The following is a 26175-nucleotide window of genomic DNA, read 5'->3' on the forward strand; positions in this document are numbered from 1 at the left end:
CGGTGGCTGCCAACGAGACCAAGGACGGCGTGTTCCGCCGGCTCTACACGGGTACCGGCGCGTTCGACGTGGTCGGCAAGCGCAAGCGGTGGTACATCTTCTTCGCGCTGCTGATCCTCGTGTGCGTCGGCTCGATCGTGTTCCGCTGGTTCAACCTCGGGATCGACTTCACCGGTGGCACCAGGATCTCGCTGCCGGCCCAGGGCGCGGACGGCAACATCTCGACCTCTCAGGTCGAGCAGGTCTTCGACGAGGCGCTCAACAAGGAGCCGGCGGCCGTGCAGACGGTCGGCACCGGTGACGCGTCGACCATCCAGATCCGGTCGGAGACGCTGAACACCGACCAGGTCGAGCAGTTGAAGGCGGCCCTGTTCGAGCGGTTCCAGCCGCTGAACGCCGACGGTCAGCCGAGCGAGCGGTCGATCAGCGACAGCGCGGTGAGCGCGTCGTGGGGTGGCGAGATCTCGCAGCAGGCGCTGATCGCGCTCGGCGTGTTCTTCGTGCTGGTGACCATCTTCCTCTGGTTCTACTTCGAGAAGTGGATGGCGGTCGCCGCGCTGGCGGCGCTCGTCCACGACATCGTGGTGACCGCGGGCGTGTACTCGATCGTCGGCTTCGAGGTCACGCCGGCGACCGTGATCGGTCTGCTGACGATCCTCGGCTTCTCGCTGTACGACACGGTGGTGGTGTTCGACAAGATCAAGGAGAACACCCGAGGACTGCTCGGGCTGACCCGCAGGACGTACGCCGAGGCGGCGAACCTGGCGCTGAACCAGACGCTGATGCGGTCGATCAACACGTCGTTGATCGCCGTGCTGCCGGTGATCGGCCTGCTGGTCGTCGGTGTCGGTCTGCTCGGCGTCGGCACCCTGCAGGACCTGGCGCTGGTGCAGCTGACCGGCATCATCGCCGGCGCGCTGTCGTCGATCTCCCTGGCCACGCCGATCCTCGTGGACCTGAAGATGCGGGAACCGAAGTTCCAGCAGCAGGCGGCCCGCGTGTTCGCCCGCCGGGAGAACCTCGCCCGCAAGTCGGCCGACCGTGAGGCGTCGGCGGCCCCGGCCCTCGCCACGGACGACCTGCCCGCGACGGACGACGAGTCGCTCGAGACCGAGCTGCGGCAGGAGCGCGCGATGGCGGCGGCCAACAGCATCCCGGCCCGCAACCCGAAGTCCTCCGAGGCAGCACGCCGCGGCGGTCGGCCCACCGGCAAGCACCCGGGCCGCCCGTCCGGAAAGCGTCGTCGATGACCGACGTCGACAAGGCGTTGTCGCTGGTTCGCACGGTCCCGGACTTCCCGTCGCCAGGCGTGTTGTTCCGGGACCTGAACCCGCTGTTCGCGTCGCCATGGGCGTTTCGGGCGGTCATCGAGGCGATGGCCGCCCGACTCCCCGCGGACGTGGACGTCATCGCGGCGGTCGAGGCGAGGGGATTCATCCTGGGTGGCGCCCTGGCCGTGATGAGCGACCGTGCGCTGGTGCCGATCCGCAAGCCGGGCAAGCTCCCGGTGGTCGCGGACCGCGTCGACTACGCGTTGGAGTACGGCAACGCCACGTTGGAGCTTCCGGGTGGCGTGCTGCCCCCGGGCGCCCGCGTCGCGGTGGTGGACGACGTCCTGGCCACCGGCGGCACCGTGGCGGGCGTGTGCCAGCTCGTGGAACGGGCGCAGGCCTCGGTCTCGGTGGTGATGGTGGTGCTGGACCTGGCCGCCCTCGGCGGCCGGGACCGCCTGGGCGACCGCAAGATCCACGCCCTTCAGACGATCTAGCGGACGAGCGCCACCACGAAAGCAAGTGTGCCGGCGAGCCCGAAGATGCCGAGGCCGCCTGTCCAGATGCGGAATGACCGCAGGCGGATCAACCGCCTGCGGTGCAGTCCTGCCGCGGACGCGCGCTGCTCTCCCGGGGCGAACATCTCCTGCCAGCCGTGGGCGCGCTCGATCAGGTTGAGGGTGATCGAGTCGGTGAGCTCGTTCTGGCGGTGCCGCAGCAGAAGCTGGATGGACATCACGGCCACGACCGCCGACAACGCACCCGCCACGGCCGCGGCGAGTCGTGAGGACTGCTCGCCGTACGCGATCGACAACAGGAACGACTGAGCCGTCAAGGACAGCGCGGGCACCTGCCACATGAGGGTGTCGAACGTCTGCCGGCGGGCCGCCACGATCTGGTACTGGCTCAGGGTCACCGGTGAGACAGGCGTCGACGGTCGATCTTGGTCTGTCACAGGCGCAGCATGCCACCCATGCCGATCGCCCGTCAGTCGAACTGGACTGAGCGTTTTGCCAGGCCGTACCAGTAGCCGTCGATGACCGAGGTCGGGTTGTCGGTCGTGCCGACGCTCGCGCCCATCGACACGAACAGTGGGGCGAAGTGCTCCGTGCGTGGGTGGGCCGTGCGGGCGGACGGGGACTTGTGCTCGAAGTCCAGCAGCGCGTCGAAGTCGCGGGCCGCGAGGGCCTCCGCGCCCCAGTGGTCGAACTCGGCCGACCAGGACGGTGCCGCGGAGTGGGGGCCGTCGACCATCCGCATCGCGGACAGGTTGTGGGTGAAGAAGCCGCTGCCGATGATCAGGACGCCGTCGTCGCGTAGGGGAGCGAGGCGCTGGCCGACCGCGAACAGCTCCGCCGGGTCAAGTGACGGCATGGACATCTGCAGCACCGGCACGTCGGCGTCCGGGTACATCTCCTTCAGCGGCACGTACGCGCCATGGTCGAGGCCGCGGGTCGGGTCCTCGTGCACGGTGCCCAGCAGGGACCGGACGGCGGCGGCGAGCACAGGCGCGCCCGGCGCCGGGTAGGTCACCTCGTAGTACTTCTCCGGGAAGCCCCAGAAGTCGTACACCAGCGGCACCGTGGTCGTCGCACCCACCGTGAGCGGCGCGTTCTCCCAGTGCGCCGACACGATGAGGATCGCGCTCGGCTTCTTCAGCGTGGTGGACCACTCGGCGAGCTGACGCGTCCACACCGCGTCGTCGGCGAGCGGCGGGGCGCCGTGACTGAGGTACAACACCGGCATGGACATGACGTGCTCCCGTGATGTTGAAGATTCAACTAGATACTAACATCACCCGCCGCCGGATCTCCCGCTCGATCACGGTTATTCTCAGTCCCAAGAGGAGCTGCCCTTGAGCCAGAACGTAGAGACCGGAGCGGCGTCCGACAGCGCCCCGCCGCCTGCCGTGCGAGCGCCGTCGGCCACGCGGCGCGTGCGCGCTCGTCTCGCCCGTCGCATCACCGCCCAGCGGTCCGCCCCGGTCAAGCAGGTACTGGAGCCACTGGCGGCCGTCCACCGCGAGCTGCACCCCAAGGCCGACCTGGGCCTGCTGCAGCGCGCCTACGACGTCGCCGAGGAGGCCCACCGCGGACAGCGGCGCAAGTCCGGCGACCCGTACATCACCCACCCGCTCGCCGTCGCGACCATCCTCGGCGAGCTGGGCATGGACACCATCACGCTCGTCGCCGCGCTCCTGCACGACACCGTCGAGGACACGGAGTACGCCCTCGCCGACCTCGAGAGCGACTTCGGCGAGGAGGTCTCCCGCCTCGTCGACGGGGTCACCAAGCTGGACAAGGTGCAGCTCGGCAGCGCGGCCGAGGCCGAGACCATCCGCAAGATGGTCATCGCCATGGCCCGCGACCCGCGCGTGCTGGTCATCAAGCTGGCCGACCGGCTGCACAACATGCGCACCATGCGCTTCCTGCCGCCCGAGAAGCAGGCCAAGAAGGCCCGCGAGACCCTCGAGGTCCTCGCCCCGCTCGCGCACCGGCTCGGCATGGCCACGGTCAAGTGGGAACTGGAGGACCTCGCGTTCGCGATCCTGCAGCCGAAGAAGTACGACGAGATCGTCCGCCTCGTCGCCACGCGCGCCCCGTCCCGCGACACGTACCTGCAGAAGGTCACCAGCGAGCTGACCAGCCACCTCGAGCAGTCCCGCATCAACGCCAAGGTCGAGGGCCGCCCCAAGCACTACTACTCGATCAACCAGAAGATGATCGTCCGGGGCCGGGACTTCGACGACATCCACGACCTCGTCGGCGTCCGCATCCTCGTCGACGACGTCCGCGACTGCTACGCCGCCATGGGTGTCGTGCACGCGCTCTGGCAGCCCATGCCCGGCCGCTTCAAGGACTACGTCGCGCAGCCGAGGTTCGGCGTCTACCAGTCGCTGCACACCACCGTGATCGGCCCCGACGGCAAGCCGCTGGAAGTCCAGATCCGCACGCACGAGATGCACCGCACCGCCGAGTACGGCATCGCGGCGCACTGGCGCTACAAGGAGACCAAGGGCACCCACGACGGGCAGGCCGTCGAGGTCGACGAGATGGCGTGGATGCGCCAGCTCCTCGACTGGCAGCGGGAGGCCGCCGACCCCGGCGAGTTCCTCGACGCGCTGCGTTACGACCTGGCCGCCCGCGAGATCTTCGTCTTCACCCCCAAGGGTGACGTGCAGACGCTGCCGACGGGCTCCACCCCGGTCGACTTCGCCTACGCCGTGCACACCGAGGTCGGGCACCGGTGCATCGGCGCCCGCGTCAACGGCCGGCTGGTCGCGCTCGAGCGCAAGCTCGAGAACGGCGACCAGGTCGAGATCTTCACGTCCAAGGCCGAGGGCGCCGGACCCTCCCGCGACTGGCTCCAGTTCGCCGCGTCCCCCCGCGCCCGCGCCAAGATCAAGCAGTGGTTCGCCAAGGAACGCAAGGAAGAGGCGATCGAGGCGGGCAAGGAGTCCATCACCAAGGAGGTGCGCCGGGTCGGGCTGCCCATGCAGCGGCTCGTGTCGGCGGACGCCATGGCGTCGGTGGCCCGCGAGCTGCGCTTCGCCGAGGTGAGCGCCCTCTACGCCGCGATCGGCGAGGGCCACACCTCCGCGCGGCACGTGGTGTCCCGGCTCGTCGCGCTGCTCGGCGGTGTCGAGCACGCCGAGGACGAGCTCGCCGAGCGCGCCACCCCGTCGACGATCACCCGGCGCCGGGCGTCGGGCGACGCGGGCGTGATCGTCAAGGACGCCTCCGACGTGTGGGTGAAGCTGGCCCGCTGCTGCACCCCGGTGCCCGGCGACGACATCCTGGGCTTCGTGACCCGCGGTGGCGGGGTCAGCGTGCACCGGACCGACTGCACCAACGCCAAGGACCTGCTGGCGTCGCCGGAGCGACTGGTGGACGTGGAGTGGGCGCCGTCGGAGTCCTCGGTGTTCCTGGTGTCCATCCAGGTCGAGGCGCTCGACCGGCACCGGCTCCTGTCCGACGTCACGAAGGTGCTCGCCGACGAGAAGGTGAACATCCTGTCGGCGTCGGTGACCACCTCGCGGGACCGGGTCGCGGTGAGCCGGTTCACCTTCGAGATGGGCGACCCCAAGCACCTCGGCCATGTGCTGAAGGTCGTGCGCAGCGTCGAAGGCGTCTACGACGTGTACCGGTTGATCTCCGCTTCCTGACGTTTTCCTGAAACGCGGGACCGCTCCCCACCGATTCGCGGTGAGATGGGGCGCGCGCATGCCCAACCAACTGGGGAGGACACATGACCACACCTGAGCCGCCGAACGGGCCACACGACCCGTGGGCCGTGCAGCAGCAGCCGTTCGTCGAGCCGCCGATCGTCGGGATGCCCTACAACCCGCAGGAGCTGGGTGTCTCGCAGCCCCAGTACCCGCCCGCGCCGACGCCGCCACAGCCGTACTACCCGCCGGCGCCCCAGCAGTTCCAGCAGCCCGGCCCGTACCAGCAGCCCTACGGCTACCCGATGTACGGGGCACAGCCATCGACGAACGGCATGGCCATCGCCTCGATGGTCCTGGGCATCCTGTGGCTGTACTGGGTCGGCAGCATCCTGGCGCTGATCTTCGGCTACGTGGCGCGGGACCAGATCAAGAAGAACGGCCAGTCCGGCGACGGCATGGCCATCGCCGGCATCGTGCTCGGGTGGGTCGGCGTCGGGTTCCTCCTCCTGGGGCTGGTCGGCCTGGCCGCGTATTTCTGACTAGAGCAGCGCCGTCATCGGCATGCCGGCCAACGCCTTGACCTCGCGGGCCAGGTGCGCCTGGTCCGCGTACCCGGCCGCGTAGGCGACGGAGGCGAGGTCCTCGCCGCGCCGTGCCATCCGCATCGCCCGGTCGAACCGCAGCACCCGCTGCAGCACCTTGGGTCCGTAGCCGAACGCGGCGAGGGACCTCCGGTGCAGCTGCCGCTCGGTCCACCCCAGCCCGTCGGCGACCGCCGCGACCCGCTCGCCACGGCCGACCAGCTCCACGAGCCGCGGCACAGCCGGATCCCACTCGCTGCCGACCGAGGCCACCGACCGGGCCAGCACCTGCTCGGCCGCGAGCACCGTCGGCGTGGCCGCCAGCTCGTCCGCCAGCCGCCGAACTCGCTCGGCCGGCCACACGAGGTCCAGATCGACCCGCTGGTCCCGCACAGCCGACGCGGGCACCCCAAGACCGCCCGGCGCCCGCCCCGGCCGGAACCGCACACCGACCAGCAGACCGGGAGCCACCGACGTCTGGTCCGCCCGCGTGTCGGGTCCGGCCACGAACAACCGCCCGGACTCCCGCTGCCACATCACGTCAGCACACGCGTCCGGCACGACGTAGGCAGGCGGCGCACCCGCCGGAAGAGAACACGACCAGGTACACGCGAAGATCTCGTGCGCGGTACGCCGTTCGACGTAGTCGGCCATGCCCGCCACTATGCCAGCGGACACCGACAGGGTCGGATGACCACGACATGACTTCGGGCGTGCCCACCCTGAGGGGTGGACACGCCCGAAGGAGAAATCACGCCGCTTGCGCGGACTGGATCGTCACCTCGGTGGCCGGCGGGCCGTCCTCCGGGCTCTGGCCCCCGGCGGCGACGCCACCGGCCGCGATCGCGTCCAGCGTGGCGAGGCTGGCCTCGTCGAGCTTGCCCCAGACCGTGTAGTTCGGCGGCAGGGTGGAGTCACCGAACACCAGGAAGAACTGGCTGCCGGTGGTGTTTGGGCCCGCGTTGGCCATCGCGACGATGCCGCGCTGGTAGATCACCGTCTCCGTGCCGGAGGTCGTCGGCCCTTCCGGCAGGTCGGTGGGCAGCTCGTCCGGCACGACGTAGCCGGGACCGCCGCCGCCGGTGCCCTCTGGGTCGCCGCACTGCAGCACCTTGAGGCTCGCCGAGGTCGTCAGCCGGTGGCAGACGGTGTTGTCGAAGTAGCCCTCACCGGCAAGGAACACCTGGCTGGACACCGTGCACGGCGCGCGCCCGGTGTCCAGCTGGATGGCGAGCGGACCGGCCGACGTGGTGAGCGTCAGGGTGGTTCCGGTCGCCTGACTGTCCTCCGGCGGCAGGCCGACGACCGGCTGCTGGCTCGGGTCGGCCTGGAACTCGCACGTGCCGTCGGTGGCGGTCTCGGTCTCGGTCTCGGTTTCGGCCTCCGTTTCGGTGGCGGTCTCCGAGGACGGTGTGAAGTCACTGCCGCGCGGCTGTTCCGACGCGCTCTCCCTGGCCACACATCCGGCCAGCGTCAGCGCGAGCGCTGCCACGATCCCCGCGGTGCGCAGTGTCGTCCTCATCGTCGTCCTCACTCCGCCACTGCCGAGGTGATCGTGACCGGGGACGCTGGCGGGCCGTCCTCCGGGCTCTGACCGCCGGCTCCGATGCCACCGGCGGCGATCTTGTCGAGCACGGTCAGACCGGCCGCGTCGACCGTGCCGACGACCGTGTAGTTCGGGGCCAGCGTCGAGTCGCCGTACACCAGGAAGAACTGGCTGCCCGTGGTGTTCGGGCCGCCGTTGGCCATCGCGACGACCCCACGCGGGTAGATCACGGTGGTTGAGCCGTCCTGGCCCGCGGCGGCGCCCGGGGCCAGGGCCTTCGCGGCGTCCAGCTCGTCCTTGACGGTGTAGCCGGGGCCACCGGTGCCGGTGCCAAGCGGGTCACCGCACTGCAGCACCTTCAGGCCCTCAGAGGCCGTCAGACGGTGGCAGGTGGTGTTGTCGTAGAACTTCTCCTGGGTCAGGTGCAGGAGGCTCTGGACGGTGCAGGGCGCCTTGGAACGGTCGAGCTCCACCGGGATGTCGCCCTGGTCCGTCTTGAGCGTCACCTTGACCGTGCCGGTGTTCGGCGTCTCCGCCGGGTCGTCCGGCGTGCCGACGGGCTTGGGCGGCTGCTCGCTCGGGTTCTCGGCGTACGCGCACGGGCCGTCGGTCGTGTTGGCCGACGTCTCCTCGTTGCTCTCGTTCGGCGACGCCTGGCTGTCCTCCGGGCCGAGGTTCACGAGCCAGTACACGAGGCCGACGGCCGCGATCACCACACCGACGGTGATGCTGACGCCCCAGATCCGGCGCCGCTTCGCGCGTTCCGCGCGGCGCGCCAGCTGACGTTCCAGCTTCCGCTTGGCCGCCTGCCGGCGCTGCTCGTTGGTCGGCACCGAGCACCCTCCCTTATCTGAAGAACCTCAACCAGGGCGGCAGTCTATGGGTAGTGCAGGTAAGACCCGTGTGGAGGTCTGGGAAAAACTCAACTTCGCCGCACAAAACGGTCGGTAGGGGTGTGACCGTGGTGGGGTAGGAGTGAGAAGCTGGATACTGGCGGTGGCCACTTGGTGACACGTGAGGGCAGCGACCGAGTTAGATTCGGACGACAAGGTGGGCTCTATGCAAGACAGGCGTGACGACGGGACGTCGCCGTTCGCCGAGGAGTTGGAGCGTCTCCTTCGCAAACGCGGGCTGTCCTGGCGCCGTCTCTCCGACCTGATCGGGTACACCCCGAGCTGGCTCTCGAAGATCAAGCACGGCGCGCCGCCGTCCGCGGAGCTGGCGCGCAAGTGCGACCAGGTCCTGGAGGCCGAGGGACAGCTGATCGCGCTGGCCGCGGCGACGGGCGGGCCGGTGCGGCTCGCGCAGCTGCCGGCCGCCGCGGCCACGTTCGTCGGGCGCGAGGCGGAGATGTACGACCTTCGGCAGATCCTCGCGAGCCCCGGCGAGCCGGGCACGCCGCAGACGATCGCGATCGACGGTCCGCCGGGCGCCGGCAAGACCGCGCTCGCGCTGCGGGTCGCGCACGCCGTGGTGGACCACTACTCCGACGGCCAGCTCTACGTCGACCTGCGCGGCTACTCGCCGGACGGCCGGCCGAGGATCGTCGACGAGGTGCTCGAGGAGTTCCTGACCGCACTGGGCGTGCAGATCGACGTCATCCCGGCCGGGTTGGAGGCCCGCGCGAAGCTGTACCGGTCCGTGCTCGCGGACCGGCGCGTGCTCGTGGTGCTCGACAACGCGGCAGACTCCCACCAGCTCGCGCCGCTCATGCCTGCGTCGTCCGGGTGCGGCGTGGTCGTGACGAGCCGCAAGCGCATCACCGGCCTCGAGCTGCGTGGCGACAGCCGGGTCACGCTCGGCCCGATGGCGGAGGAGGAGTCGGTCACCCTGCTCCGCAAGGTGATCGGCGCGGAGCGGGCGGCCGCGGAACCCGAGGCGATCCGCGCGCTCGCCGGCCGCTGCGGCCACCTCCCGCTGGCGCTGCGGATCGCGGCGGAGCGGGTGGCGACCCACCCGCACCACTCGGTGAGCCTGCTGGTCGAGGAACTGGCGACCGAGGACGAGCGGCTCGACGGGCTGTCCACCGACGACTCGGTCGCGGTGAAGACGGTCTTCTCCTGGTCCTACCGGGACTTATCCGCTGACGCCGCGCGGATGTTCCGGCTCATCGGCCTGCACACCGGCTCGCACTTCCGCACCGGCGCCGCGGCCGCGCTCGCCGACCAGCGGATCACGCAGGCCCGCCGGATCCTCGACCGCCTCACGGCCGTCCACCTCGTCGAGGGGCTGGGCAACGACCGCTACCGCATGCACGACCTGTTACGGGTGTACGCGGCGGAACAGGCGGCCGCCGAGGAGGGCGAGGCCGAGCGCACGCTCGCGCTGCGACGCGTCGTCGACTGGTACCTGCACAACGTCTACGCCGCCAACCACACGCTCGCGCCGCAGCGCCACGACCCGGCGCTGGACAAGTCCCAGTACGCCATCGACGTCGCGGACTTCGACTACGACTCCGCGCTCGAGTGGTGCGAGATCGAGATGTCCAACATCGTGATGGCCACCCGCATCGCCTACGACATCGGCGACTACGGGGCCTGCTGGAAGCTGCCCGCTGGCTCGTTCAACTACCTGCACCTGCGCAAGCGCTGGAGCCTCTGGGTGGCCTCGCACGAGGTCGGTGTCGAGGGCGGCCGGGCGGCGAAGGACCCGTACGGCGAGGCGTGGGTGCTCAACAACCTCGCGATCGCCCTCGCCGAGCTGCGCAGGGTCGACGAGGCGAAGCAGAACTTCGAGAAGGCGCTCGCCATCCGGATGGAGGTCGGCGACCGGGTCGGTCAGGGCTGGACCAACACCGGCATCGGCTTCGTCGGCTTCCACCAGGCGCAGTTCGACGTGGCGGCACAGCACTTCGCCCACGCGCTGGAGATCTTCCGCGAGATCGGCGACCGGCACGGCGAGGGCATCGCGCTGGCCAACCTGGGCGCCGCACAGAGCGCGTTGCACGAGTTCGACCGCGCGGTGCCGACGCTGGAGGAGGCCCTCGACCTGTTCCAGGACATCGAGGACCGCTACGGCGAGGGCTACACGCTGGTGAAGCTCGGCGACACCTACTCCGAGCTCAAGCGGCCGGCCGAGGCGCTCGACATCTTCCAGCGGGCCCTCGAGGTCCGCCGCGAGGTCGGCGACCGCTGGGGCGAGGGCGAGACCCTCCACAAGAAAGGCTTGCTGCTGAAGGACATCGGTCGACACGAGGAGGCGACGGAGTGCATCCGCGCGGCGGTGGCCATCTTCGACGAGCTGGGCGACCCCCGCGCGGCTGACCTGGAGGAGTTGCTGCCGGCTACCTGACCTTCACCGCGTCGAGCATCTGCTCGAGAAACCGTGGCACGTCAACGGTTTCCGCCACCTTCACCGGGGTCCGGTCCGCGCCGGCGGCGACGATGTGTGTGTCGTTGGCCAGCACGCGCCGGTCCGCGAGGACCTGGCCCCGCGTGTGTGTGCCGGTTCGCTCGATCACGAGCGGCATCTCCCGGCAGCCGGCCAGTTTCGGGTCGAGCATGACCGCCGCGGCGAGGGGGTCATGCAGGGTGCACGACCGCCGGCCGAACATCCTCGAGTAGAAGCCCGCGTAGTGGTCGAGCAACCCGTTGGCGAACTCGGCCCGCCGTCCGCGCAGTTCGCCGACCGCCGACAGCCATTCCTCGCCGACCTGCGTCTGTTCCGTCACGTCCAGCCCGACCAGCGTGAGGTCCGGGAAGCCTGCGCCGAGCACCAGGTCGGCGGCCTCCGGGTCGTGGAAGAAATTCGCTTCCGCGTACGGGGTGATGTTCCCCGGCACGGTCACGGCACCGCCCATGACCACGACCGAGCGGAGCAGCTTCGGTAAGTCGGGTTCGAGCAGTACCGCCAGGGCGATGTTCGTCAGTGGTCCGAGCGCGAGCAGCGTGAGCTGGCCCGGTTCGGCGCGGGCGAGCCGCACCAGTTGCTCCGCGGCGGACTCGGCCACCGGCTTCCCTCGCGGCGCGGGCCCGGCCATGCCGCCGAGGCCGTCGGCCCCGTGCACGAACTCGGCGGTCTGCAACGGCTGGGCGAGAGGAAGGGCGGCGCCGATCGCCACCGGCGCCGAGATGTCCACGAGTTCGAGGAGACGCAACGCGTTCTGTGCCGCCAACGGGGCAGGAACGTTGCCGTGAACACTACCCACAGCGACGATCTCCGCGTCCTCCTGGGCCGCGAGGTACATGATCGCGAAGGCGTCGTCAACCCCCGGATCGGTGTCGAGAATGATGCGCACGCTGTGGCACTCAACCAGACAACCCGACCGGAAAGCCAGACCGGGGGGCCAAGATCGGGTCGCCGTAAGGTCACGGTATGCGCGTGTGTGTTTTCTGCGGATCATCGCCAGGTAAGGGAACCTTCTACCGGGACGCGGCTCATGAAGTCGGCACGTTGTTCGCCGAGCGTGGCGTCGAGCTCGTCTACGGGGGCGCGAGTGTCGGCACGATGGGTGTGCTGGCCGACGCGGTGCTCGCCGGAGGAGGCGCGGCGCACGGCGTGATCCCACAGAAACTCGTCGACCGCGAGGTCGCCCACGACGGTCTCACGTCGCTGACAGTGGTCGCGGACCTGCACGAACGCAAGGCCGGGATGTCGGCGCTCGCCGACGCGTACCTGGTGCTGCCCGGGGGAGCCGGCACGCTCGAGGAGCTGTTCGAGGTGTGGACCTGGGCCCAGCTCGGCCTGCACGCCAAGCCGATCGCACTTCTCGATGTCGGCGGTTTCTACCAGCCGATGCTGCGATTTCTCGAGAACATCGCGGCCGAGGGTTTCCTCGCGGACGACTTTCGGGAGATGCTGATCGTGACCGCCGATGTCGCGGAGGCACTCGATCGGTTCACCGACTACCGGCCGCCCAGGACGAAGTGGGCGTAGGCCGCCCGGTTCGTGATCACCGACCGCTGATCCCGACTCGCCCATTCGGTGTTTCCTGAAACCGTCAACACCTCAACACTGTTAACTCACGGTGTGACTCCCCATAGTGGGTCGTATACGGCCGGTGAGGAGTGTTGATCTTGATCAGGGGATGACCGGCCGGACACCTCATCCACGGGTGAACCGACAGGGGAGAAGGCATGCACACCGCAAAGGCGGGGCCGGGGGCGCGACCGGTGGACGCCGACCAGCATGAGCACGATCTGGACATCGTGGCGCCGAGGGCATCGGGGGATGCACCGCTGCGGGCCGTTGCGCCGGCCAACCGTTGCGACTCGTGCGGCCAGCTCGTGGCCGACTCGCCGACGGGGCTGATCGAGCGCTGGCACTGGGACGAGGCCGCCGCCGACATCGTCGCGAAGGCCCGAGGCCGAGGCGACTCGATCGCACTGATCATGATCGACCTGGACCGCTTCAAGGACGTCAACGACAGCTACGGGCACCTCGCCGGGGACGCGGTGCTGCGTGCGGTCGCCGACGTCATCCGTGACTGCAGCCGCGACGGCGACCTGGCCTGCCGCTACGGCGGCTCGGCAGGCGACGAGTTCCTCGTGCTGCTGCCGTCGTCCGGGTTGGACGACGCGGTCGCGGTGGCGGAGCGCATCCGCGCCGGCATCGTGAGCATGTCCGTGACGGCCAAGGTGACCCGTGAGCTGTCGGCGACCATCGAGGGCCAGACGGCCTCCATCGGCGTCGCCACGTACAGCCTGGGCGACCTGGTCGAGCTGGACCTCGAGGACCTGATGCTGGACGCGGACGTGTCACTGCGCGCGGCCAAGCGGCACGGCCGGGACCGCATCTGCGTGGCGAACATGGACGTGACGAGCAACCAGGCGGCAGGCGCCAGGCCAGGTCGCCGCACGGCCACGTGGTCCCCGTTCCGCCGCCTGCGGTCAGTCTGATCAAGCGCTGAGGGGAAGCGCCGGGTACAGGCCCGTGAACGCCGAGCGGCAGCGAGGCAATCCAACTCTGAGCGGGCCGCCGGGGTCTGGACTGACGAGCACGGAGATTCCCTGTGCGAGCGAAGCGAGCCCAGGGGATCTGCGCGCGCAGGAGGGAAGACGCCGGGTACAGGCCCGTGAACGCCGAGCGGCAGCGAGGCAATCCAACACGGTAGGTTCCTTGGGTGCTCGTTGTCGGGTTTCCCAGCGGGGCCTTCGCGGCCAACTGTTACTTGATCGCGGCCGGTGAGGGTGAGCCGTGCGTGATCGTCGATCCTGGGCAGGACGCGGTCGAGCCGATCACCGAGGCGCTGCGCAAGTACCGGCTGTCGCCGGTCGCCGCGTTGCTCACGCACGGCCACTTCGACCACGTCTTCTCGGTGACCCCGGTCTGCGACGGCAACGACATCCCCGCGTGGATCCACCCGGAGGACCGGGGCATGCTGTCCGATCCCATGAAGGGGATCAGCCAGCAGGGCCTGTCCTTCTTCGGCGGGCGGCTGGAGATGCGTGAGCCGAAGGAGGTCCGCGAGCTGGCGGACGGCACGTCGCTGGACCTGGCCGGTATGACGATGACGGTCGACCACACACCGGGGCACACCCGCGGTTCGGTCGTCTTCCACACCGCGCTGGAGGAGGGCGGCCGGGTGATGTTCGCCGGCGACACGTTGTTCGCCGGCTCCATCGGCCGCACCGACCTGCCCGGCGGGGACATGCGCACGATGACCGAGACGCTGCGTACCAAGGTCCTCCCGCTCCCCGACGAGACGGTCGTGCTTCCCGGCCACGGCAACAGCACCACCATCGGCCGCGAGCGGGCGACCAACCCGTACCTGCTGGAACTGGACCCGGCCGCGCCCGGTCCGGCCAGGGGCATGTGACGTGGCGGAGAGCAACGCGGAGCGCATCCCGCTCGATCTCATGGAGCTGGCCAGCGCCCGGCGGCGGGGCTGTGTGGCGTTGACGGGCGCGGTCGTGCTGGGCGCCGCGCTCGGCGGCATCGTGGCGTTGTTCGCGGGGCAGACCCCGGCGCTGGTCACCGCGGGCGTGGTGATCGTGCTGCTGACGACGCTGTCGTGGGTGTCCAGTCGTCGCAGACTGTGGCTGGAGGGCAGCCGGGTCGTCGCGAAGGCGCTGGGCCGCAAGGAGATCGACCTGCGCTCGGTGGACCGGATCGAGCTGATGGTCACCGACATCCGCGGTGCCAGAACCGTGGGACTGCTGCTGACCACCGGCCGCAAGTCGATCAACATGGCGCTGGCGGTCTACTCGGGCGCCGGCGGCCGGGAACTGGGCATCCTCGTACTGCGCAGGCTGGCCGACGTCCTCGCGGGCAGCGAGAACACGGCAGGGGTTATCTTCTCCCAGCTCCTGGTGGCCCAGCTCCGTGCCGAGGCGAAGGGCGACGTGGCAGGCGACCGCCCGCTGTACCGCCTCGCTTCCCTCGCCCCGACGGGCAAACTGGCGCAACGCCTGAAGCCGGAAGCGGTGACCCGCTTCGTGGCGAGCCTCGACTGACGGACCCGACCCTCAGCACATCGGTCCGCGCTAGTCCGGCTCGGGTCGGCTGCTTCGGCGAGCTGGGGCCGGCCGCTCTCGTTCGGCCCGGCCACGGTCGGCGGTCGGGCGGGCTCGTTCTCGCGTCTCGACCGGGTCGCGGTCGGCGGGCCAGGCCGGTTCCCGTCTCTCGATCCGGTCGGCGGTCCGGGTCCGTTCTCGTGTCTCGGTCCGGTCCCGGTTGGCCGCCTGGCCCCGGCCGCCCGTCGGCTCCCGTTCGCTCGCGGGCTTCCGCGCCGGTCGCCGGCCCGTCGTGCGGTCCTCGGAACGAGGCGGCCGTTTCCCGGACTGCACCTCGACCAGCGGCGTCTCCTGAGACGCCACCGCGGCCGCGAGCGCTGTCGTCACCGGCACGGCGGCCACGATCCCGATGCTTCCCACCAGTGTCCGCACGATCTCCTGCGCGATCGACTGTGACGTCAGGATGTTCCCGATCCCCACCCCGGAGATCGACGAGTACAGCAACAACGGCAGAGCCGCGCCCGCGTACGCCATGACCAGCGTGTTCACCGCCGACGCCACGTGGTCGCGCCCGATCCGCAAGCCGGCCGCGTACAGCTGCCGGCGGGTCAGCGACGGGTTGGCCGCCCGCAGCTCCCACACCGCGCTGGTCTGCGTCACCGTCACGTCGTCCAGCACGCCGAGCGCGCCGATCACGACGCCGGCAAGCAGCAGCCCTCGGGTGTCGATCGAGCGGTTCAGCAGCCCGACCAGCGTCGCGGTGTCCTCGTCGAGGCCGGTGAGCTGCGCGAACGCCGCCCACAGCGCGCCGAGCAAACCGATCAGCGTGAGGCTCACCATCGTGCCGAGCACGGCGGTGGACGTGCGGGCGGACAGCCCGTGCGTGAGGTACAGGACCACGAACATGATCACGCCGGCGCCGACAACGGCCACCAGCAGCGGGCTCTCCCCGGCGAGGATCGCGGGCAGGACGAACAGCGCCAGCACGCCGAAACTGATCACGAGCGCGGCGATCGCCTTGAGCCCCTGCCAGCGGCCGAGGATGAGGACGGCGACCGCGAACAACGCGGCCAGCAGCGCGAGCGGCATGTCCCGCTGGAAGTCCACGAGCTGGTAGGACTGCCCGTCCGTCGGGTTGCCGCCGCCGTAGGCGAGCACGACCTCGTCGGCCACCGCGAACCTCGGGGTGGAGGGCTCCAGCGGGATGGCCGTCCGGATCTCCTGGTTCGGCGCGGCGCCGTCCGTCATGCGGACCGTGACGAGCAGACACTGGCTGCCGCCCTGGTCGCCGACCTGGACCTGGCCGTTGCACGGTCCCGTCTCCGCGGCCGTGACGACCCCCTTGACGGGGGTGCCCGCACCCGCCCGGGTCTCCGGGGTGCCGCCGTACGGGTACAGGAGCACGGCCCCGACGACCGCCGCGAGCGCGAACGGGATCAGCAGAACCGCGATGATGGTCCGTACCCGCCGGGAGGCCGGTGTGGCGGGCGTGTGCCCGTGGCCGTGCCCGACGTGGTGGTCCATGTGATCCCGGCCGCTCTCCTGGGCAGCTCGATCACCCAGGTCGTTCCGTTCATCCGGTTCGTCCTGGTGTTTGGCGTGCCGGCCCCCGTCGGTGACCCGGGGAATCGGCTCGGTCTCGCCTTCGTACACCCGCGCAGTCTGTCAGGCGACGAGCCGATTGCCGAACCCGAAGTGCCGTGTGAGCAGGTCATCACAGGTCGCGATCGACCTACGCCGCCGCCCGGTGACCCTCACCCACACCTCGCGAACAAGGCGGCGAACCGCGTCCGCCGGCATCGTCCCGCATGGTCGAACCCGGCCCGAAAATTCCGGAAAACGCTTACCTTGCGGTATTGGCAGACGTCACATTCCAGTTACGCTGGGAGGCGTCGGATTGACCGCACACTCAGGGAGGTCACATGGACGCCGTGGAGCTGGAGGTCTGGACCACTCCGGACTTCGTCGAGTACGAGACTCCGATGGAGGTCACCGCCTACGCCATGCGTATGGAGGACTGACCACGCAACTCCGCCGGCGTGGGTGGTCCCGCGCCGGCGGCACCATCGAGGAGGGTTTCATCCCGTGACCCGCACCGCCGACGAGCTCGTCGCCGAGCTTCGTGGTCTGTCCCACCGCTACTGGGGCACCCACCCGTTCCACCAGCGCATGCACGCCGGGGAGCTCACCCGGGACGAGCTGCGGCGGTGGGCCGCCAACCGCTGGTACTACCAGTGCGTGCTGCCGAGGAAGGACGCGGCGATCATCAGCAACTGCCCGGTGCCCGAGATCCGGCGGGCGTGGCTCGACCGCGTCGTCTACCACGACGGACGCGCCGACGACGACACCGAGAGCGGCCGCGAACGGTGGCTGCGGCTGTGCGAGGCGGTCGGTCTCACCCGCGAGGAGGTGCTGGACGAGCGGCACGTCGTGCCCGGCGTGCGGTTCGCCGTGGACGCGTACGTGAACTTCGCCCGCACCAGGCCGTGGCTGGAGGCCATCGCGTCCGGGCTCACCGAGATGTTCTCCGGGCACCTCATGCAGCGCCGGGTCGCCGACATGCTGGCGAAGTACGACTGGATCTCCCGCGACGACCTCGCGTACTTCACCAACCGGATCGAGGCCGTGTCCGGCGAGGGCAAGTCCACGTTGGACATCGTGGTCCGCTACAGCGTCACGCGCGAGCAGCAGGACGCCGCGATCGCCGCGCTGTCGTTCAAGTGCGACGTCCTCTGGTCCATGCTGGACGCGATCGATGCCCGGCAAACCTAAGCTCCGCAAGGGTGTCCGGCTCACCTTCGACAAGACACGGGACACCCACGTGCTCCTGTTCCCGGAGGGCGTGCTGGTGCCCAACTCGACCGCCGCCGCCGTGCTTTCGCTGTGTGACGGCGAGTCCACAGTGGAGGAGATCGCCGCGGTACTGGCACGGCGATACCAGGGCGTGCGGGCACAGGATGTGACGGACGTGTTGGCACGCCTGGAAAGCAGGAGGGTCGTCGAATGGAAGTAGCGCCACCGCTCGGCATGCTGGCCGAGCTGACCCACCGCTGCCCGCTGCACTGCCCGTACTGCTCGAACCCGGTCGAACTGGTCGCCAGGGCCGCGGAGCTGACGACCGACCAGTGGCTCGGAGTGCTCGACGCGGCCCGCGACATCGGGGTGCTGCAGGTGCACATGTCCGGCGGCGAGCCGCTCGCCCGGCCGGACCTGCCGGTGCTGGTGTCCCGCGCCGCGGACCTCGGCTGCTACGTCAACCTCGTCACCAGCGGGCTCGGCCTCACCGCGGCACGGCTCGACGACCTCGTCGACCGAGGGCTCGCCCACGTTCAGCTGTCCGTCCAGGGCGCCGACGCCGCCCGTGCGGACAGGATCGCCGGCACACGGGCACACGCCCACAAGCTCACCGCCGCGGCGCTCGTCAAGGAACGCGACCTGCCCCTGACCGTGAACGTGGTGCTGCACAAGGCGAACCACGACGTCGGCGCGTTGATCGCACTGGCCGAACAGATGGGTGCCGACCGGCTCGAGCTCGCGAACACCCAGTACTACGGCTGGGCGCTGCGCAACCGCGAGGCGCTGATGCCCACGCCGGCGCAGCTGGCGGCGGCGGAACCGGTCGTGCGTGCCGAGACCGAGCGCCTGCGTGGCGTCATGGAGATCGTGTACGTGGTGGCGGACTACTACGAGCCGTACCCGAAGCCGTGCATGTACGGCTGGGGCGCGCGGCAGCTGACTGTGGCGCCGAACGGCGACGTGCTGCCGTGCCCGGCAGCTTCGGTGATCACCACACTGCCGATCGAGAACGTGCTTTCCCGGCCGTTGAAGGAGATCTGGTACGACTCGGAGTCGTTCAACTCCTATCGCGGCGAGGACTGGATGCGCGAGCCGTGCCGTACCTGCGACCGGAAGGCGGTGGACTTCGGCGGCTGCCGGTGCCAGGCGTTCCAGCTCCTCGGCGACGCGGCCGCCACGGATCCCGTGTGCTCACGATCGCCGGACCGCGGCGTGGTCGACCTGCTGCTCGAGGCGCCCGCGGCGAGACCGGAGTTCGTGATGCGTGGCCCCGCGGTGGCCCGATGAGGGTCCTGCTGCTGGGTACTGCGGCCGGTGGTGGGTTCCCGCAGTGGAACTGCGCGTGCCGGCTGTGTTCCGCCTGTCGCGCCGGGGATCCCGCCGTGCCGGCCCGTACGCAGGACTGCCTCGCGGTCAGCGCGGACGGCGCCGACTGGTACCTCGTCAACGCGTCCCCCGACATCCGCGCGCAGGTGCTCGCCACACCTGCTCTCGACGCCGGCCCCGGCCCGAGGGACACACCGCTGAAGGGCGCGTTGCTGACCGACGCCGAACTGGACCACACGCTCGGGTTGATGCTGCTCCGCGAGGGCGGCGGGTTGCGGGTCTTCGCGCCGGCCGCGGTGCTGTCCGCGCTGGCCGACCAGTTCCCGGTCCGTGGCACGGTCGCCCGCTACGGCGCGTGGACCTGGGAGTCCGAAGTGGACATCCCAGGTCTTTCGGTCACCTCGTTCGCGGTGAGCGACAAGAAACCCAAGTACGCGGCCGACTCCGCGGTCCCGGGGCCGTGGGTCGTCGCGCACCGGATCACCGACCCGGCGACCGGGGGAGCGCTGGTGTACGCGCCGTGCCTACGGGAGTGGCCTGCGGGGTTCGACGAGTTCGTGGCGGGCGCGGACGTGGTGCTGCTCGACGGCACGTTCTTCTCCCGGGCCGAGATGACCGGCACCGGCACGAGCACGTCGGCGCAGCGGGCGATGGGGCACGTGCCGATCGACGGTCCGGACGGCAGCCTGGCGCGGATCCGGCGGCACAGCGGGATCCGGTGGTGCTACACGCATCTCAACAACACCAACCCGGTCCTGGACTCCTCGTCGCCCGAGTTCGCGACGGTGCGTGACGAAGGTGTCGAGGTACCACCCGACGGAACCGAGTTCATGGTCTGACCACGGCGTACGATCGGTTGTGTGATGGAACAGGTCGTCTTGCTCGACGAGCAGGGCCGGGGCATAGGCGTATCCGACAAGGCGACCGTGCACCACGCCGACACACCACTGCATCTCGCGTTCTCGTGCTACGTGTTCAACGCGCGCGGCGAACTGCTGGTGACGAGGCGAGCGCGGGCCAAGAAGACGTGGCCGGGCGTGGTGACCAACAGCTGCTGCGGCCACCCCGCGCCGGCCGAGCCCTTCGTGGACGCGGTGGTGCGCAGGCTCCGTGACGAACTCGGCCTGCCGGCCGTACAGGTCGACCTGCTGCTGCCGAAATTCCGCTACCGGGCCGTGATGGGCAACGGCATCGTCGAGAACGAGCTGTGCCCGGTCTTCCGCGCGGTGACCGACGCGGTGCCGGTGCCGGCGCCGCTCGAGGTCGACGAGTACGGCTGGATGTCGTGGCCACTGTTCGTGAGCCTGGTGTCGGGTGGTGAGCTCGCCGTGTCGCCGTGGTGCCGTGAGCAGCTGGCTCAGCTCGTGGCGCTGGGCTCGGACCCGCTGGCATGGCCGGTGGCGGACGAGGCCGGACTTCCCGCAGCGGCCCGGGGCGTGATGGTGTAGCCGTCAACTCCAGGTCGCGAAGTCCTTCGTTTCCGTGACCGGAATGAGCTTCACCACGATGTTCCCCGGGTCGACCGGAACGTCGAACACGACGAATCCCTTTTCCGAGTCACCGGCGACAAGGAGCGTGGCGAAAAGCTGGTCGTTCGTGTCGATGCCGTTCGGTGCGGCGAACGTGTAGTCGTTGCCCGCCGCGTCGGTCAGGGTGAAGTCCGGGGCGGCGACGGCGCCGCCGACGCCGTCGAGGAGCGTCACTTCGACCTGGATCGAGACGTACTTGCCTTCGTACGGCGGCTCGACGAAATCGGGGTGGTCCTCCGGCGCGCTGACGGTGATCGCCCATTCGCTGTCGTTGCGGGACGCCTTGGCCGTTTCCCCGAACTTGACGTCTCGCGAGGTCGGTTCTGCTTCCTGTTGCGGCGGCGCGGCGTCGTCCGTCGCGCCGGTGCCGCCGCCCGCCGTGTCGGTCCCGCCGCCATCGGTGGCACCGCAGCCGACCAGGAAGACCAGCAGGGCAGCAAACAGCGGAACAATCAGCTTCTTCATTTTTCTCCGTTTGTGATGCGCTCTCGTAGTCCTGCACCACACCGACGCCGCGTCGCCGCCACTGGTTCCCGAACAAGATCGGTTTTTTGTCGGGTACTAACTTTCCGACCGTCGCCGAACGGTCAGCTCGCACCGGCCGTCCACACAGGAACGCCGCAACTGGCCCAGCGAGATCGTCTGCGCCAGCCCGATCGCCCAGCAGGTCGGACACCCTCGGAGCGCGAGCAGCCCTACCGGTGCGAGTAACACACTGATCAGCCCGAACGCCGGGATGAGGGCGACCGAACCGACCAACGCGGCGAACCCCACCGCGCCGCGTGCCAGATGACGGGGCAGCGACGCGCTGGTGAACCGTCGATCATCAGCCACGGTCGCCCCCGGCGTCGCTCGTCAGCGTGTGGCGAACCGCCGTGCGGGCACGGTGCAGCCGCGACTTCATCGCGGCGACGCTGAGACCGAGCGCGTCGGCGACCATTCGCCCGCTGTACCCGTGGACGTCGCGCATGATCAACACGCTGCGCTGGTCGGCGGGCAGGGCGGCGATCGCACTCGCGACTCTGCCCGCCTCCAGACGTTGGAAGACCTCGTCCTCCACCGACGTCGTGATGATGTCCGGGATCGGCTCGTGGTGCTGCCACCTCAGGCGTGCCCGTCGCACGCACTCGTTGCGGATGATGCGAAACAGCCACGACGCGAGCGCGCCGGCGGCCCGCAGTGTGCCGATCCTACGAAACAGGATGATCAACGCTTCCTGCGCGGCGTCCTCGGCGTCCTCGGGCGAGGCGCACAGCGTGCGTGCGAATCGCCGCACGTGCGGGTGCGAACCGGACACCAGCGCGGCGATCGACTCGACGTCACCGCCCTGCGCCGCGATGACCAGCTGACTGCTCGGCCAGGTTGGCTCAGCCACGCGACCGACCCCGCCTGCGCAGCACGGTGATGGTGCACGCGCTGATGAGCACGGCCGCGATGATGATGCCGACAACGATCATGACAACCTCCGGTCCGTCGCCGGCCCTGTTGCCGGGACAAGGACAAGAGATGCGGTCGTCGGGAAAGGATTCACCATCGGTGCGTCTGGTTCACATGGCGCCGTCGAGCTGCGCGACGAGCCGCTTCGGTGCCTGCAGCCGGTATGCCTCCGTGAGCAGTTCCCGTACCTCGGCCCAGTTGACCCGGCCGACGTCCAACCGCATGGCCGCCCAGCCCCGCGCGCCAAGGTAGGCCGGCACGTAGAACCGCGTGTCGTCCGACCGCACCAGCGCGTCCTGCTCCCCGGGCCCGGCCTTGAAGGCGATCCCGACGATCCCGTCCCCGTGGTGGTCGTCGAGGAAGTAGCCGAACGTCTTCTTGCGCACGGCAAGGGTGAGGTGCTGGTCGCCGGTGGACGTCGCCTCGGGCAACTCGGCGACGATCGCGGCGACCCGCTCGCGGAGCCGGGTGCTGGACATGGAAAAACGGTAGCGCGACCCACCGACAATCTCAGTCGTGGAACATGTACTCACAGGTGGGAACGTCGCGGCCGCGGTCGTGCGGATCGGCGACACCGTGCGCAAGCCCGTCACCCCGGCCACGCCCGCGGTCGAGGCGCTCCTCGCGCACCTCGATGGCTTCCCCGGCGCACCTCGCCACCTCGGTCGGGACGACCAGGGACGGCAGGTCCTCGAATACGTCCCCGGCACCATCGACGACCTCCCCGCCGACAACCGTGAGCTGCGCCGCGTCGGCCGCCTCGTCCGCGAACTGCACGACGCGCTCGCCGACTTCGTCCCGCCGCCGGACGCGCGGTGGGACGTCGTGATCCCACCTGATCGCGAGGACCTCGTCTGCCATCACGACCTGGCGCCATGGAACCTCGTCCGTGCCGAGGACCGCTGGGTCTTCATCGACTGGGACGGCGCGGGGCCGGGCTCACGGCTCTGGGATCTCGCCTATGCCGCGCACGGCTTCGTGCCGATGTCCAAGGATGGCGACCCGGACACCGACGGCCCCAGGTTGCGTGCCCTTGCCGACGGTTACGGTCTCGACGATCGCCAGCGCGCCGAACTGCCCGAGCTGATCGTCGGCCACACCCGCGGCATGTACGACCTCCTGCGCACCGCCACCGAGGAACCGTGGACCCGCCTCTACGCGGAAGGGCACGCCGACCACTGGGGTCCCGCCGCTGACTACGTCGAGCGACACCTGGACGTGTGGCGCACCTCGCTCGGATGATGACGACGTCGAGCGGTCCCACGCGCCCGGGCCGACGATGGGGTACATGATCCGTTCGCCCCTGCTCATCGTGATGTGTGCCGGCTACTTCCTGGTGCTTCTCGACGTCACCGTGGTCAACGTGGCGTTGCCGGACATCGGGAGAACGCTCGACATCGGCCCCGACGGCCTGCGGTGGGTGGTGGACGGCTACGCCCTCGCGCTCGCCGGACTGCTGCTCGTGGGCGGCACGGTCGGTGATGTTCACGGCCACAAACGGGTGGTCATCACCGGTTTGGCTGTATTCGGGCTCGCCTCGCTGGCATGTGGTCTCGCGCCCGACGTCGGCTCGCTGGTCGGCGCACGGTTCGCCCAGGGTGTGGGCGCCGCGCTGCTCCTGCCCGGCACTCTCGCGATCATCAGCGACACGTTCCCCGACCAGGCCCGGGCGATCGGTGTCTGGGCAGGCGTCGGCAGCGCCGCCCTGCCAGCCGGGCCACTGCTTGGGGGACTGTTGGTCGAGTGGCTTGGCTGGCGTGCCGTGTTCTTTCTCAACGTGCCGATCGTGCTGGTCACCGTCGTAATCACGGCACGGCTCGTGCGGACCACCCCGCACGACGGCGACCGGCGGGTCGACTGGTTGGGGGCCGCGCTGGGCACCGCCGTCCTCACCGCCGTGACGTTCGCCGTGATCGAGGCCGGCGTGTGGTTGTTGGTCGTCGCGGCCATCCTGCTGGCGGTGTTCATCGCCGTCGAGCGGTCCACTCGTCGTATTGGACCCTCCTGCCCGCGCTGGTGCCCTCGCGGGGACCGCCGCCAACGCTCGCGTGTTCGTCTCCGGTATCCATCTCGCCGGTCTCGTGTCGGTCGTGTTGTTCCTGGTAGCGGCCCTGTCCACAGTGCTCATGCGATCGAATTGACAGCAGATACGAACGTGTGTTCGACTATGTCCCGTGCGATGGGACAGCCAACGAGTGGGGCAGGAAACGGGCGGCCAGCAGGCGCTTCCCGGGCTTCCTGGGCTGCTGCGCAGTGTCCGCACCCCGGAGTTCGCCAACATGGTGTTCCACGAGGTGCGGGCCAAGTCCGTGCTGAACAAGGTGCCCGGGCCGTCGCGCCTGCCGTTCCAGTGGACCGTCAACCCGTACCGCGGCTGCAGCCACGGCTGCCGGTACTGCCTGGCGGGTGACACTCCCGTGCTGATGGCCGACGGCCGCACGAAACCCCTGGCCGACTTGCGGGTGGGGGACCGGATCTACGGCACGGAACTCGTCGACAACCGGCGCCGGTACGTGACCACGCGCGTGCTGGCGCACTGGACCACGACCAAGCCCGCCTACCGGCTGACACTGCATGACGGCACGCAGGTCATCGCCAGCGGCGACCACCGCTTCCTCACCGACCGGGGCTGGCGGCACGTCGCGGGCGGCGCCTGCCAGGACCAGCGGCAGAACCTCGTGCCGGGTGACCGGCTGGTGGGCACCGGCCGGTTCGCGAACGGGCCGAAAGGCGGGGCGGAATACCGGTGCGGCTACCTGGCCGGCGTCGCCGCGGGGCACGGCGAGCCGGTCGACCCGCGGGTGCTCGCGCGGGCGAGGGAGTACCTGACCGACGAGGAGTCGATCAGCCTGCCGATCGCGTACCCGGACGTGCCGAGCGAGGAGTGGCACAAGGGGTTCCTGGCCGGCGTGTTCGACGTCGACGGGGACTTCTCGCACGGGCGCCTGCGGGTCGGCCGCACCGACCGGACCGCGCTGGCGGTTGTCGCGGTGGCGTTGCGCCGCCTGGGTTTCGAGTACGTGTTGGAAGACCAGGGAAACCGCACCGGCCTGTACGGGATGCGCTTGGCCGGCGGGCTGGGGGAGCACCTGCGCTTCCTCCACACGACCGACCCGGCGCACGCCGGCACGGGCGAGCTCAACGGTGTCGCGCTGCGGTCCGGCGCCCGGCTGGCGGTGGCGACGATCGAGCCCCTCGATCTCGACCTCACGCTGTACGACATCACCACGGGCACCGGGGACTTCATCGCGAACGGCCTGGTGAGCCACAACTGCTTCGCCCGCCAGTCCCACACCTACCTGGAACTGGACGCCGGCCACGACTTCGACACGCAGATCGTGGTCAAGGTCAACGCGCCGGAGGTGCTGGCCAAACAGCTCCGCGCACCACGCTGGACCCAGGAACCCGTCGCGATGGGCACCAACACCGACCCGTACCAGCGGGCGGAGGGCCGGTACCAGCTCATGCCGGGCATCATCCAAGCGCTGGCCGGCAGCGGCACCCCGTTCAACATCCTCACGAAGGGCACGCTGCTGTCGCGGGATCTGCCGCTGCTGTCCGCGGCCAGTCGCGACGTGCCGGTCGGCATCGGTGTGTCGATCGCCCTGGTGGACCGGGAACTGCAGCGCGATCTCGAGCCGGGTACGGCGAGTCCACAGGCCCGGCTGGAACTGGTCCGCAAGATCGTCGAGGCTGGCTTGCCGTGTGGCGTGTTCATCGCACCGGTCCTGCCACACCTCACCGACTCGGTGGAGCAGCTGGACGCGCTGCTGGCCGCGATCGCGGAAACCGGCGCGAGCGGTGTGACCGTGCTGCCGCTGCACCTGCGTAAGGGTGCGCGGGAGTGGTTCGCGGCATGGCTGGCCAGAGAACATCCGACGCTGGTGCCCAAGTACCGCCGCCTCTACGCGAAGGGCAGCGACGCGGACATCGGGTACCGACGTTGGTTGGGCACCCGAGTGGGCCCCCTGTTACGCCGGCACGGCCTGGACAAGGACCCGGAGGCCGCCGCGGATCCCGCGGAACCACGGTGGCCGAACGGAAGCCTGGCCGACGGCAGCAAAACCGACGAGCCGGTGAGGCAGGAACAGCTGACACTGCTGTGACGGCAGCACAGGAGACCAGTG

At 69.9% G+C, this 26175-nt stretch carries 28 protein-coding genes and 1 pseudogene; 18 read left to right on the top strand and 11 right to left on the bottom strand.

Going from position 1 to position 26175, the window contains the following annotated elements:
• Positions 1–2 precede the first annotated feature (2 nt).
• On the top strand, positions 3–1250 hold the full coding sequence (gene secF / locus VF106_RS12540; protein WP_330839834.1) for a protein translocase subunit SecF: 1248 nt from the start codon (positions 3–5) through the stop codon (positions 1248–1250).
• The gene (locus VF106_RS12545) at positions 1247–1768 is read left to right on the top strand and encodes an adenine phosphoribosyltransferase (RefSeq protein WP_330839835.1); all 522 of its coding nucleotides are present in this window, start codon (positions 1247–1249) and stop codon (positions 1766–1768) included. Before secF ends, VF106_RS12545 begins: the two co-directional genes overlap by 4 nt.
• On the opposite strand, the gene VF106_RS12550 is transcribed toward VF106_RS12545, so the two are convergent.
• Positions 1765–2226: a hypothetical protein gene (locus VF106_RS12550; RefSeq protein WP_330839836.1), complete on the bottom strand. Its 462-nt coding sequence runs from the start codon at positions 2224–2226 to the stop codon at positions 1765–1767. The two genes, VF106_RS12545 and VF106_RS12550, sit on opposite strands and share 4 nt — an antisense overlap.
• A gap of 32 nt (positions 2227–2258) precedes the next feature.
• Positions 2259–3023 carry a dioxygenase family protein gene (locus VF106_RS12555; protein WP_330839837.1) on the bottom strand — a complete coding sequence of 255 codons (765 nt, stop codon included), beginning with the start codon at positions 3021–3023 and terminating at the stop codon, positions 2259–2261.
• Positions 3024–3120: 97 nt separating this feature from the next.
• Between VF106_RS12555 and VF106_RS12560 the strand changes: the two genes are divergently transcribed.
• Both VF106_RS12560 and VF106_RS12565 read left to right on the top strand, forming a co-directional pair.
• On the top strand, positions 3121–5436 hold the full coding sequence (locus VF106_RS12560) for a RelA/SpoT family protein (protein WP_414638948.1): 2316 nt from the start codon (positions 3121–3123) through the stop codon (positions 5434–5436).
• Between the two features lie 83 nt (positions 5437–5519).
• Entirely contained in the window at positions 5520–5978 is a 459-nt protein-coding gene (locus VF106_RS12565; protein ID WP_330839838.1) for a DUF4190 domain-containing protein, read from the top strand.
• Here the strand turns inward: VF106_RS12565 and VF106_RS12570 are convergent, their stop codons facing one another.
• From VF106_RS12570 to VF106_RS12580, 3 genes are all read right to left on the bottom strand, one after another.
• Positions 5979–6674 (bottom strand): helix-turn-helix domain-containing protein, encoded by a 696-nt coding sequence (locus VF106_RS12570; RefSeq protein ID WP_330839839.1) that lies wholly within the window; start codon positions 6672–6674, stop codon positions 5979–5981. It lies immediately after the preceding gene.
• 97 nt (positions 6675–6771) lie between these two features.
• Complete coding sequence (locus VF106_RS12575) at positions 6772–7542, bottom strand: peptidylprolyl isomerase (RefSeq protein ID WP_330839840.1); 771 nt, start codon at positions 7540–7542, stop codon at positions 6772–6774.
• 8 nt (positions 7543–7550) lie between these two features.
• Complete coding sequence (locus VF106_RS12580; protein WP_330839841.1) at positions 7551–8399, bottom strand: peptidylprolyl isomerase; 849 nt, start codon at positions 8397–8399, stop codon at positions 7551–7553.
• A 226-nt stretch (positions 8400–8625) separates the two neighbouring features.
• Here VF106_RS12580 and VF106_RS12585 point away from each other — a divergent pair, with 226 nt between their 5' ends.
• Positions 8626–10857 (top strand): tetratricopeptide repeat protein, encoded by a 2232-nt coding sequence (locus VF106_RS12585; RefSeq protein WP_330839842.1) that lies wholly within the window; start codon positions 8626–8628, stop codon positions 10855–10857.
• On the opposite strand, the gene VF106_RS12590 is transcribed toward VF106_RS12585, so the two are convergent.
• Complete coding sequence (locus tag VF106_RS12590; protein ID WP_330839843.1) at positions 10850–11803, bottom strand: nucleoside hydrolase; 954 nt, start codon at positions 11801–11803, stop codon at positions 10850–10852. The two genes, VF106_RS12585 and VF106_RS12590, sit on opposite strands and share 8 nt — an antisense overlap.
• A gap of 77 nt (positions 11804–11880) precedes the next feature.
• On the opposite strand from VF106_RS12590, the gene VF106_RS12595 reads away from it, so the two are divergent.
• The 4 genes from VF106_RS12595 (at position 11881) to VF106_RS12610 (ending at position 14960) form a co-directional block, all read left to right on the top strand.
• On the top strand, positions 11881–12441 hold the full coding sequence (locus tag VF106_RS12595; protein ID WP_330839844.1) for an LOG family protein: 561 nt from the start codon (positions 11881–11883) through the stop codon (positions 12439–12441).
• A gap of 200 nt (positions 12442–12641) precedes the next feature.
• Positions 12642–13403: a GGDEF domain-containing protein gene (locus tag VF106_RS12600; RefSeq protein WP_330839845.1), complete on the top strand. Its 762-nt coding sequence runs from the start codon at positions 12642–12644 to the stop codon at positions 13401–13403.
• Positions 13404–13627: 224 nt separating this feature from the next.
• Positions 13628–14323, top strand: coding sequence for an MBL fold metallo-hydrolase (locus tag VF106_RS12605; RefSeq protein WP_330839846.1), 696 nt, complete (start codon positions 13628–13630; stop codon positions 14321–14323).
• A gap of 1 nt (position 14324) precedes the next feature.
• A complete protein-coding gene (locus VF106_RS12610) occupies positions 14325–14960 on the top strand; it encodes a hypothetical protein (RefSeq protein WP_330839847.1) in 636 nt (211 codons plus the stop codon).
• 30 nt (positions 14961–14990) lie between these two features.
• On the opposite strand, the gene VF106_RS12615 is transcribed toward VF106_RS12610, so the two are convergent.
• Positions 14991–16613, bottom strand: a complete 1623-nt coding sequence (locus VF106_RS12615; RefSeq protein WP_414638946.1) for a YibE/F family protein — start codon at positions 16611–16613, stop codon at positions 14991–14993.
• Between the two features lie 269 nt (positions 16614–16882).
• On the opposite strand from VF106_RS12615, the gene pqqA reads away from it, so the two are divergent.
• The 6 genes from pqqA (at position 16883) to idi (ending at position 20530) form a co-directional block, all read left to right on the top strand.
• Positions 16883–16981 (top strand): pyrroloquinoline quinone precursor peptide PqqA, encoded by a 99-nt coding sequence (gene pqqA / locus VF106_RS12620; protein WP_324913914.1) that lies wholly within the window; start codon positions 16883–16885, stop codon positions 16979–16981.
• 64 nt (positions 16982–17045) lie between these two features.
• On the top strand, positions 17046–17732 hold the full coding sequence (pqqC, locus tag VF106_RS12625) for a pyrroloquinoline-quinone synthase PqqC (protein ID WP_330839848.1): 687 nt from the start codon (positions 17046–17048) through the stop codon (positions 17730–17732).
• Complete coding sequence (pqqD, locus tag VF106_RS12630) at positions 17716–17973, top strand: pyrroloquinoline quinone biosynthesis peptide chaperone PqqD (protein WP_330839849.1); 258 nt, start codon at positions 17716–17718, stop codon at positions 17971–17973. Before pqqC ends, pqqD begins: the two co-directional genes overlap by 17 nt.
• A complete protein-coding gene (pqqE, locus tag VF106_RS12635; RefSeq protein WP_330839850.1) occupies positions 17964–19043 on the top strand; it encodes a pyrroloquinoline quinone biosynthesis protein PqqE in 1080 nt (359 codons plus the stop codon). Before pqqD ends, pqqE begins: the two co-directional genes overlap by 10 nt.
• Positions 19040–19921, top strand: a complete 882-nt coding sequence (gene pqqB / locus VF106_RS12640) for a pyrroloquinoline quinone biosynthesis protein PqqB (protein WP_330839851.1) — start codon at positions 19040–19042, stop codon at positions 19919–19921. Before pqqE ends, pqqB begins: the two co-directional genes overlap by 4 nt.
• Before the next feature lie 24 nt (positions 19922–19945).
• Positions 19946–20530 (top strand): isopentenyl-diphosphate Delta-isomerase, encoded by a 585-nt coding sequence (idi, locus tag VF106_RS12645; protein ID WP_330839852.1) that lies wholly within the window; start codon positions 19946–19948, stop codon positions 20528–20530.
• A 3-nt stretch (positions 20531–20533) separates the two neighbouring features.
• Here the strand turns inward: idi and VF106_RS12650 are convergent, their stop codons facing one another.
• The 4 genes from VF106_RS12650 to VF106_RS12665 all read right to left on the bottom strand — a co-directional run bounded on the left by VF106_RS12650 (position 20534) and on the right by VF106_RS12665 (position 22527).
• Positions 20534–21076 (bottom strand): hypothetical protein, encoded by a 543-nt coding sequence (locus tag VF106_RS12650; protein ID WP_330839853.1) that lies wholly within the window; start codon positions 21074–21076, stop codon positions 20534–20536.
• A 96-nt stretch (positions 21077–21172) separates the two neighbouring features.
• Entirely contained in the window at positions 21173–21445 is a 273-nt protein-coding gene (locus tag VF106_RS12655; RefSeq protein WP_330839854.1) for a hypothetical protein, read from the bottom strand.
• Positions 21438–21986 (bottom strand): RNA polymerase sigma factor, encoded by a 549-nt coding sequence (locus tag VF106_RS12660; RefSeq protein ID WP_330839855.1) that lies wholly within the window; start codon positions 21984–21986, stop codon positions 21438–21440. The genes VF106_RS12655 and VF106_RS12660 overlap by 8 nt, the downstream gene beginning before the upstream one ends.
• Positions 21987–22158: 172 nt before the next feature.
• Entirely contained in the window at positions 22159–22527 is a 369-nt protein-coding gene (locus VF106_RS12665) for an MmcQ/YjbR family DNA-binding protein (protein WP_330839856.1), read from the bottom strand.
• Positions 22528–22564: 37 nt separating this feature from the next.
• Here VF106_RS12665 and VF106_RS12670 point away from each other — a divergent pair, with 37 nt between their 5' ends.
• From VF106_RS12670 to VF106_RS12680, 3 genes and pseudogenes are all read left to right on the top strand, one after another.
• Positions 22565–23290: a phosphotransferase enzyme family protein gene (locus VF106_RS12670; RefSeq protein ID WP_330839857.1), complete on the top strand. Its 726-nt coding sequence runs from the start codon at positions 22565–22567 to the stop codon at positions 23288–23290.
• 73 nt (positions 23291–23363) lie between these two features.
• Positions 23364–23993: pseudogene (locus VF106_RS12675) on the top strand (MFS transporter); the annotation flags it as partial.
• A 250-nt stretch (positions 23994–24243) separates the two neighbouring features.
• Positions 24244–26154 carry an intein-containing Rv2578c family radical SAM protein gene (locus VF106_RS12680; RefSeq protein ID WP_330839858.1) on the top strand — a complete coding sequence of 637 codons (1911 nt, stop codon included), beginning with the start codon at positions 24244–24246 and terminating at the stop codon, positions 26152–26154.
• Positions 26155–26175 lie beyond the last annotated feature (21 nt).

Source organism: Actinophytocola sp. (assembly GCF_036378875.1).
GTDB lineage: Bacteria > Actinomycetota > Actinomycetes > Mycobacteriales > Pseudonocardiaceae > Actinophytocola.

Bases quoted from the DNA above. Each gene is read 5' to 3' on its own strand.
- pqqB (WP_330839851.1), top strand. From the start codon at position 19,040: ATGAGGGTCCTGCTGCTGGGTACTGCGGCCGGTGGTGGGTTCCCGCAG.
- VF106_RS12545 (WP_330839835.1), top strand. From the start codon at position 1,247: ATGACCGACGTCGACAAGGCGTTGTCGCTGGTTCGCACGGTCCCGGAC.
- VF106_RS12665 (WP_330839856.1), bottom strand. From the start codon at position 22,527: ATGTCCAGCACCCGGCTCCGCGAGCGGGTCGCCGCGATCGTCGCCGAG.
- pqqA (WP_324913914.1), top strand. From the start codon at position 16,883: ATGGACGCCGTGGAGCTGGAGGTCTGGACCACTCCGGACTTCGTCGAG.
- VF106_RS12575 (WP_330839840.1), bottom strand. From the start codon at position 7,542: ATGAGGACGACACTGCGCACCGCGGGGATCGTGGCAGCGCTCGCGCTG.
- pqqD (WP_330839849.1), top strand. From the start codon at position 17,716: ATGCCCGGCAAACCTAAGCTCCGCAAGGGTGTCCGGCTCACCTTCGAC.
- idi (WP_330839852.1), top strand. From the start codon at position 19,946: ATGGAACAGGTCGTCTTGCTCGACGAGCAGGGCCGGGGCATAGGCGTA.
- VF106_RS12600 (WP_330839845.1), top strand. From the start codon at position 12,642: ATGCACACCGCAAAGGCGGGGCCGGGGGCGCGACCGGTGGACGCCGAC.
- VF106_RS12650 (WP_330839853.1), bottom strand. From the start codon at position 21,076: ATGAAGAAGCTGATTGTTCCGCTGTTTGCTGCCCTGCTGGTCTTCCTG.
- VF106_RS12570 (WP_330839839.1), bottom strand. From the start codon at position 6,674: ATGGCCGACTACGTCGAACGGCGTACCGCGCACGAGATCTTCGCGTGT.
- VF106_RS12565 (WP_330839838.1), top strand. From the start codon at position 5,520: ATGACCACACCTGAGCCGCCGAACGGGCCACACGACCCGTGGGCCGTG.
- VF106_RS12595 (WP_330839844.1), top strand. From the start codon at position 11,881: ATGCGCGTGTGTGTTTTCTGCGGATCATCGCCAGGTAAGGGAACCTTC.
- VF106_RS12585 (WP_330839842.1), top strand. From the start codon at position 8,626: ATGCAAGACAGGCGTGACGACGGGACGTCGCCGTTCGCCGAGGAGTTG.
- pqqE (WP_330839850.1), top strand. From the start codon at position 17,964: ATGGAAGTAGCGCCACCGCTCGGCATGCTGGCCGAGCTGACCCACCGC.
- VF106_RS12555 (WP_330839837.1), bottom strand. From the start codon at position 3,023: ATGTCCATGCCGGTGTTGTACCTCAGTCACGGCGCCCCGCCGCTCGCC.